9 protein-coding genes are annotated in these 13402 nt (G+C 60.7%); 8 read left to right on the forward strand and 1 reads right to left on the reverse strand.

Annotation, left to right across the window (positions count from 1 at the left end; genetic code table 11):
- Positions 1–4: 4 nt before the first annotated feature.
- Complete coding sequence (gene aceE, locus LOY36_RS02225) at positions 5–2650, reverse strand: pyruvate dehydrogenase (acetyl-transferring), homodimeric type (RefSeq protein WP_019650741.1); 2646 nt, start codon at positions 2648–2650, stop codon at positions 5–7.
- Positions 2651–3033: 383 nt separating this feature from the next.
- Here aceE and glnE point away from each other — a divergent pair, with 383 nt between their 5' ends.
- The 8 genes from glnE to LOY36_RS02265 all read left to right on the forward strand — a co-directional run bounded on the left by glnE (position 3034) and on the right by LOY36_RS02265 (position 13270).
- Positions 3034–5973 (forward strand): bifunctional [glutamate--ammonia ligase]-adenylyl-L-tyrosine phosphorylase/[glutamate--ammonia-ligase] adenylyltransferase, encoded by a 2940-nt coding sequence (gene glnE / locus LOY36_RS02230; RefSeq protein WP_258672139.1) that lies wholly within the window; start codon positions 3034–3036, stop codon positions 5971–5973.
- A 338-nt stretch (positions 5974–6311) separates the two neighbouring features.
- Positions 6312–7346 carry a lipopolysaccharide heptosyltransferase II gene (gene waaF / locus LOY36_RS02235; RefSeq protein WP_258672140.1) on the forward strand — a complete coding sequence of 345 codons (1035 nt, stop codon included), beginning with the start codon at positions 6312–6314 and terminating at the stop codon, positions 7344–7346.
- A 1-nt stretch (position 7347) separates the two neighbouring features.
- Complete coding sequence (gene waaC / locus LOY36_RS02240; protein ID WP_258672141.1) at positions 7348–8409, forward strand: lipopolysaccharide heptosyltransferase I; 1062 nt, start codon at positions 7348–7350, stop codon at positions 8407–8409.
- Entirely contained in the window at positions 8409–9530 is a 1122-nt protein-coding gene (locus LOY36_RS02245; protein WP_258672142.1) for a glycosyltransferase family 4 protein, read from the forward strand. The genes waaC and LOY36_RS02245 overlap by 1 nt, the downstream gene beginning before the upstream one ends.
- A complete protein-coding gene (gene rfaP, locus LOY36_RS02250) occupies positions 9530–10336 on the forward strand; it encodes a lipopolysaccharide core heptose(I) kinase RfaP (RefSeq protein WP_258672143.1) in 807 nt (268 codons plus the stop codon). The genes LOY36_RS02245 and rfaP overlap by 1 nt, the downstream gene beginning before the upstream one ends.
- The gene (locus LOY36_RS02255) at positions 10336–11070 is read left to right on the forward strand and encodes a lipopolysaccharide kinase InaA family protein (protein ID WP_018928556.1); all 735 of its coding nucleotides are present in this window, start codon (positions 10336–10338) and stop codon (positions 11068–11070) included. Before rfaP ends, LOY36_RS02255 begins: the two co-directional genes overlap by 1 nt.
- Positions 11067–11819: a lipopolysaccharide kinase InaA family protein gene (locus LOY36_RS02260; RefSeq protein WP_258672144.1), complete on the forward strand. Its 753-nt coding sequence runs from the start codon at positions 11067–11069 to the stop codon at positions 11817–11819. Before LOY36_RS02255 ends, LOY36_RS02260 begins: the two co-directional genes overlap by 4 nt.
- On the forward strand, positions 11819–13270 hold the full coding sequence (locus tag LOY36_RS02265) for a lipopolysaccharide kinase InaA family protein (protein ID WP_258672146.1): 1452 nt from the start codon (positions 11819–11821) through the stop codon (positions 13268–13270). The genes LOY36_RS02260 and LOY36_RS02265 overlap by 1 nt, the downstream gene beginning before the upstream one ends.
- The last annotated feature ends 132 nt before the right edge of the window (positions 13271–13402 follow it).

Below are 13402 nucleotides of genomic sequence, written 5' to 3' on the forward strand. Positions count from 1 at the left end.
CTCCTCAGCAGTCCAGTGGGTTGCGTTTTTCCGGGTTGATGCCGAACTTGGCGATGGCTTCAGCCACCACTTTAGGTTCGATGTCACCACGGTCAGCCAAGGCTTCCAGGGCTGCCAACACCACGAAATGACGGTCTACTTCGAAGAAGTGACGCAGCTTCTTGCGGCTGTCACTGCGGCCGAAACCATCGGTGCCCAGGACTTTGAATTCCTTGGACGGGACCCACTGACGAATTTGTTCAGCGAACAGCTTCATGTAGTCGGTAGAGGCAATGACCGGACCTTTACGGCCGTTCAGGCACTCTTCGACGTAGCTCAGCTTAGGCTTCTGGCCAGGGTGCAGACGGTTGGTACGCTCAACGGCCAGGCCATCGCGACGCAGTTCGTTGAAGCTGGTAACGCTCCATACGTCGGCGCCGACGTTGAACTCTTCACGCAGGATCTTCGCCGCTTCACGGACTTCACGCAGGATGGTGCCGGAGCCCATCAGCTGAACGTGGTGCGCCGCTTCGCGGGTGTCTTCCTCGAGCAGGTACATGCCTTTCTTGATGCCTTCTTCGGCACCGGCCGGCATGGCTGGCTGCTGGTAGGACTCGTTCATTACGGTGATGTAGTAGAAGACGTCCTGTTGCTCTTCGGTCATCTTCTTCATGCCGTCCTGAATGATCACCGCCAGCTCGTAGCCGTAGGTTGGATCGTAGGTGCGGCAGTTCGGGATGGTGGCAGCCAGCAGGTGGCTGTGACCGTCTTCGTGTTGCAGGCCTTCACCGTTCAGGGTGGTACGGCCGGCGGTGCCGCCGATCAGGAAGCCACGGGTACGGCTGTCGCCGGCAGCCCAGGCCAGGTCGCCGATACGCTGGAAGCCGAACATCGAGTAGAAGATGTAGAACGGCAGCATTGGCTGGTTGTGGCTGGAGTACGAAGTACCGGCAGCGATGAAGGAGCTCATGGCGCCCGCTTCGTTGATGCCTTCTTCGAGGATCTGGCCCTTCTGGTCTTCCTTGTAGAACATCACCTGGTCTTTATCGACTGGCTCGTAGAGCTGGCCGACGGAGGAGTAGATGCCCAACTGACGGAACATGCCTTCCATACCGAAGGTACGGGCTTCGTCCGGGATGATCGGTACGATGCGCGGGCCGATTTCCTTGTCCTTGACCAGTTGCGCGAGGATCCGCACGAAGGCCATGGTGGTGGAAATTTCACGGTCGCCCGAGCCGTCCAGGATCGCCTTGAGGGTGTCCAGTGGAGGAGTCGGGATGTTGAAGCTCTTGGCGCGACGCTGTGGTACGAAACCGCCTAGTGCGGTACGGCGCTCGGCCAGGTAACGGGCTTCGGCGCTGCCTTCTTCCGGTTTGAAGAACGGCAGGTTCTCCAGTTCTTCGTCCTTGACCGGAATGTCGAAACGATCGCGGAACAACTTCAGGCTGTCGACATCGACTTTCTTGGTGTTGTGCGCAGTGTTTTTCGCTTCGCCGGCACCGGTGCCATAACCTTTGATGGTCTTGGCCAGGATGACAGTCGGTTGTTCTTTGTGGTTGACCGCTTCGTGGTACGCCGCGTAGACCTTGTACGGGTCGTGGCCGCCACGGTTGAGTTTCCAGATCTCGTCGTCGGACAGATCGGCAACCATCGCCTTGAGTTCTGGCGTGTTGAAGAAGTGTTCACGCACGAACGCGCCGTCTTTGGCTTTGTAGTTCTGGTACTCGCCGTCGATGACTTCGTCCATGCGGCGTTGCAGGATGCCGTCGACGTCCTTGGCCAGCAGTGGGTCCCAGAAACGGCCCCAGATGACTTTGGTCACGTTCCACTGAGCACCGCGGAACACGCCTTCGAGTTCCTGGATGATCTTGCCGTTGCCGCGAACCGGGCCGTCGAGGCGCTGCAGGTTGCAGTTGATGACGAAGATCAGGTTGTCCAGCTTTTCGCGGCCGGCCAGGGAGATGGCGCCCAGGGATTCCGGCTCGTCGCACTCGCCGTCGCCCAGGAAGCACCAGACTTTCTGTTTGCCTGGCTGGATGAAACCACGGTGTTCCAGGTACTTCATGAAGCGTGCCTGGTAGATCGCCTGGATCGGACCCAGACCCATGGATACGGTCGGGAACTGCCAGAAGTCAGGCATCAGCCATGGGTGTGGGTAGGACGACAGGCCCTGACCGTCGACTTCCTGGCGGAAGTTGTTCATCTGGTCTTCGGTGATGCGGCCTTCCATGAATGCACGGGCGTAAACGCCTGGCGAGGTGTGGCCCTGGAAGTAGATCAGGTCGCCGCCGTGTTCGTCGGTCGGGGCCTGGAAGAAATAGTTGAAGCCGATGTCGTACAGGGTTGCGCTGGAGGCGAAGCTGGAGATGTGACCGCCCAGGTCAGAATCTTTCAGGTTCGTGCGCATCACCATGGCCATCGCGTTCCAGCGTACCAGCGAGCGAATGCGGCGTTCCATGAACAGGTCGCCAGGCATGCGTGCTTCGTGGGTAACGGGAATGGTGTTGCGGTATGGCGTGGTGATGGCGTAAGGCAATTGCGAACCGCTACGGGTTGCGAGTTCGCCCATACGGGTCATCAGATAGTGAGCACGGTCTTCGCCTTCTTTGTCGAGAACCGATTCCAGGGCGTCCAGCCATTCCTGGGTTTCGACGGGATCGAGGTCTTGCATGGCTTGCTCCAGGGCGGAAAGGCTTCCAGAATCGGTTGCCTGAGTTTGCGACTGGCCTTGTGGGCAGACGATATAAATTCTTGGATTGCCGATAGGTTGTTCCGGCGGCGTGTAGTTTTACTACAAATCTTCGGGCATTTCAGCCTTTCGAATGTATAGACGAGTAGTAAAACTACAGATGATTGGCTTGTGGCCTCCGGCTGCGTTGTGAGAATAATCGTTAAGGTTGGTCTTTTGCCAATCGAAAAAGGTGGAAGCTTGATGATCGCTGCCAAAAATAAAGAAATTTCAGCTATTTCTAACCTTTGTTCGACAGTCAGTCACGTAGTGTGTTTTCACGAATCACTACATGCAGCCCTTCACACGCCGATCAAGGATAGACCATGAGCCTCCCTTCGCTTGCCGAACTGCCCGATGGGCTCCTGCCGTTAGTCACCCGCGCCGAGCAGTCGTTTCGTACGACAGTCGGGGTTCTTCCCGATGACCATGGCCTGTCTGCCTGGACGCCTGAGCGCTGGGCGCAATTTGCCCGCGTCGCCGCTGCCAGCGACTTTGTGATTGAACAGAGTCTGCGTGACCCTTTGATGTTGCTGGAACTGGTGCAGTCCGGCGAACTGGACCGCGCCTTGGCACCGGGCGAGTTGTGCGCACAGATCGCCATGGCGGTGAGCGCCGCCGAAACCGACGACCAGCTAGGCCGTGCCCTGCGCCGCCAGCGTAATCGTCACCAGGTGCGGATCATCTGGCGCGACCTGACTCGCCAGGCCGATCTGGTGCAGACCTGTCGCGACCTCTCGGACATGGCCGATGCCAGCATCGATCAGGCCTATCAGTGGTTGTACTCGCGGCATTGCCAGCAGTTCGGTGTGCCCACCGGGCGGCGCAGCGGCGAGCCGCAGCAAATGGTCATCCTCGGCATGGGCAAACTTGGCGCGGTGGAGCTGAATCTGTCGTCGGACATCGACCTGATCTTTGCCTACCCCGAGGGCGGCGAAACCGTCGGCGTGAAACGCTCGCTGGATAACCAGGAGTTTTTCATTCGCCTCGGCCAGCGTCTGATCAAGGCGCTGGACCCGATGACTGTCGACGGTTTTGTGTTCCGCGTCGACATGCGCTTGCGGCCTTACGGTTCGTCCGGCGCTCTGGTGCTGAGCTTCAATGCGCTGGAACAGTATTACCAGGATCAGGGTCGCGACTGGGAACGCTACGCGATGATCAAGGCGCGGGTGGTGGCTGGCGATCAAGTGGCTGGCGCCCAGTTGCTCGAGATGCTGCGGCCGTTCGTTTACCGGCGTTACCTGGACTTCTCGGCCATCGAAGCGCTGCGCACCATGAAGCAGCTGATCCAGCAGGAAGTCCGGCGCAAGGGTATGGCCGACAACATCAAGCTTGGCTCCGGCGGCATCCGTGAAGTCGAGTTTATCGCCCAGGCCTTCCAGCTGATTCACGGTGGTCGCGACCTGAGCCTGCAGCAGCGTCCTCTATTAAAAGTACTGAGCACCCTGGAGGGGCAGGGCTATCTGCCTCCGGCGGTGGTCAGCGAACTGCGCGAAGGCTACGAATTCCTGCGTTACACCGAGCACGCGATTCAGGCGATTGCCGACCGCCAGACCCAGATGTTGCCGGACGGCGCGCAGGATCAGGCGCGCATTGCCTTTATGCTCGGGTTTGCCAACTGGACGGCATTCCACGAACAACTGATGTACTGGCGTGGCCGGGTGGCCTGGCACTTTGGTCAGGTGATTGCCGATCCTGATGAAGAGCAAGGCACCGAGAGCGAAGTGGTGGTCGGCGGGGAATGGCTGCCGCTGTGGGAAGAAGCCCAGGACGAAGAAGCCGCGTGCCGCCAACTCGAAGAGGGCGGTTTCGCCGATGCCGCCAAGGCGCTGAAAGCATTGGCCAGTCTGCGCAGCAGTCCGCAATTGCGTGCCATGCAGCGTCTGGGGCGGGAGCGTCTCGATGCATTTATTCCGCGCTTGCTGGCCCAGGCCGTGGAGCACGCCAATCCCGATCTGGTGCTGGAGCGCGTGCTGCCACTGGTTGAAGCGGTGGCGCGGCGTTCCGCCTATCTGGTGCTGCTGACCGAAAACCCCGGTGCGCTGCGCCGTCTGCTGACACTGTGCGCGGCGAGCCCGTGGATTGCCGAGCAGATCACGCGCTTCCCGTTGCTGCTCGACGAATTGCTCAACGAAGGCCGGCTGTTCAAGCCGCCGCTGGCGCCGGAACTGGCGGCCGAGTTGCGCGAGCGTCTGACGCGGATTCCCGAAGACGACCTCGAACAACAAATGGAGGCCCTGCGGCATTTCAAACTGGCGCACCGCTTGCGTGTCGCTGCTTCGGAAATTGCTGGTAGCCTGCCGTTGATGAAAGTCAGCGATTACCTGACCTGGCTTGCCGAAGCGATCCTCGAACAAGTGCTGGCCCTGGCCTGGCGCCAGACGGTGGCCAAGTACGGTACACCGCTGCGCACCGACGGCAGCGTGTGCGACCCTGGATTCATCATTGTCGGTTACGGGAAAGTCGGCGGTCTGGAATTGGGGCACAGTTCGGACCTGGACCTGGTGTTCATCCATGACGCGGATCCGCAAGCGGAAACCGACGGCCCGAAACCCATCGACGGCGCGCAGTTCTTTACCCGGCTCGGGCAGCGGATCATTCACTTGCTGACGGCCCAGACCAACTCCGGTCAGCTGTATGAAGTGGACATGCGCCTGCGACCGTCCGGCGCTTCCGGTTTGCTGGTGAGTTCATTGGGGGCGTTTGCCCGGTATCAGGAAAACGAGGCCTGGACTTGGGAGCACCAGGCGCTGGTGCGGGCGCGGGTGCTGGTGGGCAGTCAGGATGTCGGCCAGGCATTCGAGAAGGTTCGCGCGACGGTATTGGCCAAATCGCGGGACCTGTCGACCTTGCGCCAGGAGGTCAGCGAGATGCGCGCCAAGATGCGCGATAATCTCGGCAGCAAGAGCACAGCGGCGGGCACGGCGGCAAATGCCTTCGAGGCCACGGCGCCGTTCGATCTCAAGCAGGACGCTGGAGGTATCGTCGATATTGAATTTATGGTGCAATACGCGGCTCTGGCGTGGTCTGAAACACATCCGTCATTGCTGCGCTATACCGACAATATCCGCATTCTGGAAGGGCTGGAGGAGGAAGGGTTGATACCCTCCGAAGACGCCAGCCTGTTGCGTGAGGCTTATAAAGCCTACCGCTCCGCCGCTCACCGGGAGGCCTTGCAGAAGGATGCCGGCGTGATACCGGGCGACCAGTTCGCGGATGAGCGACGGCAGGTCATGCGGATCTGGCGTGAGCTGGGGTTAAGCTGACATGAGTGCGGCAGGCTTTTGTGGCGAGGGAGCTTGCTGTGGCGAGGGGGCTTGCCCCCGTTCGACTGCGCAGCAGTCGCAAAGCGTTACACTCGATAATATGTGTAAGTGGTTGAAGATTTTGGGAGTGCTCCGCGCTCCAGCGGGGGCAAGCCCCCTCGCCACATTAACAAGTCAGCCCAAGAGATTTACTGGCTAAGCTGCACGCACTGGATGTGCAAAAATTGATCTGACGAGCCTGTACAGGCTCGTCCAAATGACCTGGCGGCTCACCCCGCAGGTGCTGGATTCTCGAGGCGGGGAGGCGTATGCCTCCCCGGTTCGTTTTTGGAAACCACATGAAAATTCTGATCGTTGGGCCCAGTTGGGTCGGTGACATGGTGATGGCGCAGACACTTTTTCAGTGTCTCAAACAACGCCACCCGCAGTGCGAAATCGACGTGCTGGCCCCCGAGTGGAGCCGGCCGATCCTCGAGCGCATGCCCGAAGTACGCCAGGCCTTGAGCTTCCCGCTCGGCCACGGCGTGCTGGAACTGGCAACGCGTCGGCGCATCGGTAAATCCCTGGTCGGTCAGTACGACCAGGCCATCCTGCTGCCCAATTCGCTGAAATCGGCCCTGGTGCCGTTTTTTGCCGGCATCCCGAAACGCACCGGCTGGCGTGGCGAGTTCCGCTACGGCCTGCTCAATGATGTGCGCACGCTCGACAAAGAGCGTTATCCGTTGATGATCGAGCGCTTCATGGCCCTGGCCTTTGAGCCTGGCATCGAGCTGCCGAAACCTTATCCACGGCCGAGCCTGCAGATCGACCCGGTGACCCGCGACGGCGCGCTGGCCAAGTTCGGCCTGGCCCTTGATCGTCCGGTATTGGCGCTGTGCCCCGGCGCCGAGTTCGGCGAGTCCAAGCGCTGGCCGTCCGAGCACTATGCCAAGGTCGCCGAGGCGAAGATTCGTGAAGGCTGGCAAGTCTGGCTGTTCGGCTCGAAAAACGATCACGCGGTGGGTGAAGACATTCGTGGGCGGTTGATTCCGGGGCTGCGTGAAGAGTCGGTGAACCTCAGTGGCGGCACTTCCCTGGCCGAGGCCATCGATCTGCTGTCCTGCGCCGACGCGGTGGTCTCCAACGACTCCGGCCTGATGCACGTGGCCGCCGCGCTGAACCGCCCGCTGGTGGCGGTGTACGGCTCGACGTCGCCGGGCTTCACGCCGCCGCTGGCCGAACACGTCGAGATCGTGCGCCTGGGTATCGAATGCAGTCCGTGCTTCGATCGCACCTGCCGTTTCGGTCATTACAACTGCTTGCGCCAGCTCATGCCCAAAGCGGTGAACGAAGCCTTGCAGCGGTTGCTGGGCACTGTGGTCGAGGTCAAATAGTTTGCGGGTACTGTTGATCAAGACTTCTTCGCTGGGCGACGTGATTCACGCGTTGCCAGCGTTGACCGATGCGGCGCGGGCGATCCCCGGCATCAAGTTCGACTGGGTGGTGGAAGAAGGTTTCGCCGAGATCCCGACCTGGCACCCGGCCGTGGGCAAGGTGATTCCGGTGGCGATCCGTCGCTGGCGCAAGAACATCTGGCAGACCATCAAGAGTGGCGAGTGGAAGCGCTTCAAGCAAAGCGTTCGCGCGACCAAATACGACTTGGTGATCGATGCTCAGGGCCTGCTGAAAAGTGCGTTGCTGACTCGCTATGCCAAAGCACCGGTGGCCGGGCTGGACAAGAATTCGGCCCGCGAACCGATCGCCGCGCGCTTCTATTCCCGACGTCTGGCCGTGGCCCGTGGGCAGCACGCGGTTGAACGAGTGCGTCAGCTGTTCGCGTTGGCCCTGGGTTACGACCTGCCCAAAGGCCTGGGTGATTACGGCCTGAACGTCGAGCGGCTGGTGGAATTGCCGCGCAAGAATCCGTACGTGGTGTTTCTCCACGGCACCACCTGGGACACCAAGCACTGGCCCGAAGCCTATTGGCGCGAGCTGGCCGAGCGGGTGGGGTATCTCGGCGTGGCGGTGAAGCTGCCGTGGGGCAACCCGGTCGAAAAGGCCCGCGCCGAGCGCATCGCCAAAGACATGAAACACGTCGAAGTGCTGCCCAAGCTGAACCTGGCGGGTGTCGGCAAAGTCCTGGCCGGCGCGCAAGCGTGCGTGGCGGTGGACACCGGTCTCGGTCACCTGGCCGCGGCGCTGGACGTGCCGACCCTGTCACTGTTCGGCCCGACCAATCCGGGCCTGACCGGCGCCTACGGCAAATCGCAGATTCACATGGCCAGCGACTTCCCTTGCGCACCGTGCCTGCAAAAAAAATGCACCTATCAACCGACGGCCGACGATACCCGTCGGTTCGACCTGAAACGCGAGTGGCCCCTGTGCTTCACGCGTCTGAATCCCGAGCGTGTCGCGAGCCGACTGAGCACGTTGTTACTGGCTGAGGAGCTGCGTTGATGCAATTGGCATTTGTCCTGTACAAGTACTTTCCGTTTGGCGGCTTGCAGCGTGACTTCATGCGCATCGCCCTTGAATGCCAGCAGCGCGGCCATCAAATCCGTGTCTACACGTTGATCTGGGAGGGCGACATCCCTCCGGGCTTCGAAGTGTTGGTGGCGCCGGTCAAGGCGTTCTTCAATCATCGGCGCAACGAGAAACTCACCGAATGGATGGAGGCCGATCTGGCCAAGCGCCCGGTGGATCGCTTGATCGGTTTCAATAAAATGCCGGGCCTGGACGTTTACTACGCCGCCGACGGCTGCTTCGAAGACAAGGCGCAAAACCTGCGCAACTCGCTGTACCGTCGCTGGGGCCGCTACCGGCACTTCGCCGAGTACGAACGCGCAGTGTTCGCCAAAGATGCCAAGACCGAAGTGCTGATGATTTCCGAAGTCCAGCAGCCGCTGTTCATCAAGCATTACGACACACCGCTGGCGCGCTTCCATTTGCTGCCACCGGGCATTGCCCAGGACCGTCGTCGCCCCGTGAACGCGGATGAAATTCGCGCCGGGTTCCGCGCCGAATTCAACCTGAAGGACGATGAGCTGCTGCTGGTACAGATCGGTTCCGGGTTCAAGACCAAAGGCGTGGACCGTAGCCTCAAGGCACTGGCCGCGCTGCCAACCGAGCTGAAAAAACGCACCCGGCTGTTTGTAATTGGCCAGGACGACCCCAAAGTATTCCAATTGCAGAGCGCCACATTGGGGCTCGGCGACAACGTGCAATTCCTCAAGGGGCGCAGCGATATCCCGCGCTTCCTGCTCGGTGCCGATCTGCTGATCCACCCGGCGTACAACGAAAACACCGGGACGGTATTGCTTGAAGCCCTGGTAGCCGGTTTGCCGGTGCTGGTGAGCGCAGTGTGCGGTTATGCCCATTACATCGCCGAGGCCGACGCGGGTCTGGTGCTGGACGAACCCTTCGATCAGGCGCAACTGACTCAGTACCTGACCGGCATGTTGAACGACACTGATGCACGGGCGGCCTGGAGCCGCAACGGTCTGGCCTTCGCCGAGACGGCCGACCTCTACAGCATGCCGCAGCACGCGGCCGATGTGATTCTGGCGGAGCACGCTTAATGAAGTTGATGCTGGCTGAACCGTTCAAGAGCCTCTGGGCCGGACGCGACCCGTTCGCCGAAGTCGAGGGCCTCAAGGGCGAGGTGTACCGCGAGCTCGAAGCGCGCCGGACACTGCGAACTGAAGTGGACGGCCACGGGTACTTCGTGAAGATCCACCGGGGCATCGGCTGGAGTGAGATTTTCAAGAACCTGCTGACCGCCAAGCTGCCGGTGCTGGGCGCGGGCCAGGAGTGGAAGGCCATTGAACGCCTGCAAGAAGTCGGCGTGCCGACCATGACTGCCGTCGCTTATGGCGAAAAGGGCAGCAACCCGGCGGATCAGCATTCGTTCATCGTCACTGAAGAATTGGCGCCCACCGTCAGCCTTGAAGATTTCAGCATCGACTGGGTCAAGCACCCGCCGGAGCCAAAGCTCAAGCGCGCCCTGATCGCCGAAGTCGCGCGCATGACCGGCATGATGCACCGCGCCGGGGTTAACCATCGCGACTGCTACATCTGCCACTTCCTGCTGCACACCGATAAGCCGGTGACCTGCGATGACCTCAAGTTGTCGGTGATCGACCTGCACCGCGCCCAGGCCCGCCCGGCGATTACCCGGCGCTGGCGCAACAAGGACCTGGCAGCGCTATATTTTTCAGCGCTGGAGATCGGCCTGACCCGTCGTGACAAGCTGCGTTTCCTCAAAGGGTACTTTCAGCAGCCTCTGCGCCAGATTCTGGTAGAAGAAGCCGGGTTACTGGCGTGGCTCGAAGGCAAGGCCAACAAGCTCTATGAGCGTAAACAGCGCTACGGGGATGCGCTCTGATGTCGGGTTGGACACTGGAGCCGGCTTACAGCGATCTGGCAGAAGATTTCGGCAGTCTTGATGCGGTGTTTGCCCTCGAGGGCGAGCAACTGACCCATGATCCGCTGTCTGAAGTTATTCGCGTCCAGCGCAAAGGCGTCAACTATTACGTAAAACGCTACGTCAGTGCCGGCAAAGGCCTGCGGCGCTACCTGGGAAAGCCTCGGGTCAAGGCCGAATGGCAGAACCTCAAGCGTTTCGCCAAGTGGGGCATTCCCACCGCAGAGGTTGTGGCCTGGGGGTTGGAGCGGCACGGTGTGACATACGCTCGTGGGGCAATGATCACTCGCGAACTGCCGCATACCGAAGACTTGTCGGTCCTGGCTAATCGGCATGATCCGAAACTGGCGGACCGCGCCTGGGTTGATACCGTCAGTCGCCAATTGGCCGGTTACACCCGGACCATGCACGACAACCGTTTCACTCATAATGATTTGAAGTGGCGCAACCTGTTGGTCGACGATGAGGCCCGGCTGTTCCTGATCGATTGCCCCAATGGCGATTTCTGGCGCGGCTTCTGGCTCAAATACCGCATCACCAAAGACCTGGCCTGCCTCGACAAGGTCGCCAAGTATCACCTGTCGGCCACCCAGCGCCTGCGCTTTTACCTGCAATACCGCCAATGCGCCCGGCTCGATGCCGCGGACAAGAAACGCATTCGGCACGTGGTGAGATTTTTTGAGGGACGCGAATGACTGATTTTCTGGCTGCTGAAGACCGTGCGCTGTTCGAGCGTCATGGTCTCGGCACCTTCGACGCACTTTGGGTCAAACAGCTCGACGCGGTGGATGAGCCCAACACCGGCCGTGGTGGCTGGAGCAGTGTGTTTCGGCTGGATCTGGACGGTCATGGCTACTACCTCAAGCGCCAGAGCAACTACCTGACGCGCTCCCGGCATTCGCCCTTTGGCGAGCCGAGCTTTGCCCGTGAATTTCGTAACATCAGTCGTTATCGGACACTGGGGATTCCGGCGCTGCAGGCGGCGTTTTTTGGTGAGCGCAAGGTCGACGGCGAAGTTCGGGCGATTCTGCTGACTCACGCGCTGGACGGTTGGGATGATCTGGATTCGCTGTTGCAGCGCTGGTCGGAGCTGAGCGAGATACAGCACTCGGCCATTCTCAAGGCCTGTGGGCAACTGGCGCGACGCCTGCACGGCAGGCGCCAGGTCCACGGTTGCTTCTACCCCAAGCACATTTTTCTTCAGGCTACCGGTGACGGCTATCTGGCTCAGTTGATCGACCTGGAAAAAACCCGGCCGCTGTTTTTCGGCAAGCGTGATCGGGTCAAGGATCTGGAGCCGTTGCTGCGTCGGGCGCCGGAGTGGAGCGACAGTCAGCTGCGCGAGTTGTTGGCGGTTTATCTGGATCAGCCGCTGAGCAGTTCGCGGGTGGACCGTTGGGTATCGCGCCTGAGTGCGCGGCGCAGTAACAAGGAGACGCGTTGATGCGTTTGTCCGAACTGAAAAACGCCGGTCGCAGTCCGAGCCTGCCGCTGAGCATTCCACTGGCCGATGCCGCGGGGCCTGCCGAGTTGCAGCTGCTGAGTCTGTTGCGGGTGTTGCCGGGACAGCGTTATGTGGGGGCTGGCGTCTGGCGCGGCCGGCCGGTGCTGGCCAAGTTGTTGGTTGGTGGCAAGGCGGCGCGGCATTTTCAACGTGAACTGGATGGCGTGCGTTTGCTTGCCGCTCAGGGGCTGACCACGCCGTTGTTATTGGCCGACGGCCTCAAGGACGGCGAGGGCGGTTGGCTGTTGTTCGATTTCCTGGAGGGCGCCGAGAGCCTGGGGGATGCCTGGAAGCAGGTCGAACACTTGCCCGCATTGGCGGATGAACAATCCGCGGTGCTGGCCGAGGCGTTGGGCGCCATCGGCCAGCTGCACAGCAAAGGCCTGTGGCAGGAAGACCTGCACCTGGACAATCTGCTGCGCCATGGCGGTCAGTTGTATTTGATCGATGGCGCCGGGATCTGTGTCGAAACGGCGGGCAAGCCGCTGTCGCAACAGAAAGTCCTGGAGAACCTCGGGGTGTTTTTCGCCCAGTTGCCCAAAGCGCTGGAACCCTTCACCGAAGAGTTGTTGGTGTATTACCTGCTGAGTAACGGCGAACACGCGTTGCCGATGGAGGCGTTGCAAAAACAGATCGACAAGGTCCGTCGCTGGCGTTTGAAGGACTTTCTGATCAAGGTCGGCCGCGAATGCACGCTGTTCAGCGTCCAGCGTGGTGCGTTCGGCTTGCGGGCGATTCGCCGTGAGGAAGAGGCAGCGATGCTGCCGGTGCTGGCACAGGCCGATGCCTTGCTCGATCAGGGGCATCTGTACAAGACCGGCGGCGCGGCGAGCGTCGGCAAGGTCGAGGTGGCTGGGCGCACATTGGTGGTCAAGCGTTACAACATCAAGGGCTTTACCCACTGGCTCAAGCGTTTCTGGCGCCCGAGCCGCGCCTGGCATTCATGGCGCGAAGGCAATCGCCTGGCGTTCCTCGGTATTGCCACGCCAAAACCATTGGCGTTGCTGGAGAAGCGTTTTCTCTGGCTGCGCAGCCGGGCGTACCTGGTGACCGAGTATTTGCCGGGGCCGGACATCATCGAGCGCTTTGCACCGTACGTTGAGAGCGGGGATGCGCCAGAGGCTGAGCTGCAGGCTCTGGATTACCTGTTCGCCGAACTGATTGGCGAGCGGATCAGTCATGGCGATTTCAAGGGCCATAACCTGTTCTGGCAACAGGATCGCTGGGCGCTGATCGACCTGGATTCGATGTGTCAGCATGGTTCGCTCAGCAGCTTTGCCCCCGCATATGCGCGGGATCGGGCGCGGTTCATGCGCAACTGGCCCGAGAGCAGTGCGCTGTACCAAGTGATTGATCAGCGTCTGCCCAAAGATATTTCTAGCGCTACTTGAAGCGGGTCTTCGACCCCATCGCGGGCTTGCCCGCGATGGCGCCAGATCAGTCTCCCGAGATCTGGCGGACAAGTTCTTGTGAATTGTCCTACATGATCTGCAGAGCCCATGAACTGTGCCCTGAATAGCCAC

The organism is Pseudomonas sp. B21-019 (assembly GCF_024749225.1).
GTDB lineage: Bacteria > Pseudomonadota > Gammaproteobacteria > Pseudomonadales > Pseudomonadaceae > Aquipseudomonas.

What these genes read in the sequence shown, in the direction of transcription:
- aceE (WP_019650741.1), bottom strand. Translation starts at nt 2,650, where the DNA reads ATGCAAGACCTCGATCCCGTCGAAACCCAGGAATGGCTGGACGCCCTG.
- glnE (WP_258672139.1), top strand. Translation starts at nt 3,034, where the DNA reads ATGAGCCTCCCTTCGCTTGCCGAACTGCCCGATGGGCTCCTGCCGTTA.
- waaF (WP_258672140.1), top strand. Translation starts at nt 6,312, where the DNA reads ATGAAAATTCTGATCGTTGGGCCCAGTTGGGTCGGTGACATGGTGATG.
- LOY36_RS02245 (WP_258672142.1), top strand. Translation starts at nt 8,409, where the DNA reads ATGCAATTGGCATTTGTCCTGTACAAGTACTTTCCGTTTGGCGGCTTG.
- rfaP (WP_258672143.1), top strand. Translation starts at nt 9,530, where the DNA reads ATGAAGTTGATGCTGGCTGAACCGTTCAAGAGCCTCTGGGCCGGACGC.
- LOY36_RS02255 (WP_018928556.1), top strand. Translation starts at nt 10,336, where the DNA reads ATGTCGGGTTGGACACTGGAGCCGGCTTACAGCGATCTGGCAGAAGAT.
- LOY36_RS02260 (WP_258672144.1), top strand. Translation starts at nt 11,067, where the DNA reads ATGACTGATTTTCTGGCTGCTGAAGACCGTGCGCTGTTCGAGCGTCAT.
- LOY36_RS02265 (WP_258672146.1), top strand. Translation starts at nt 11,819, where the DNA reads ATGCGTTTGTCCGAACTGAAAAACGCCGGTCGCAGTCCGAGCCTGCCG.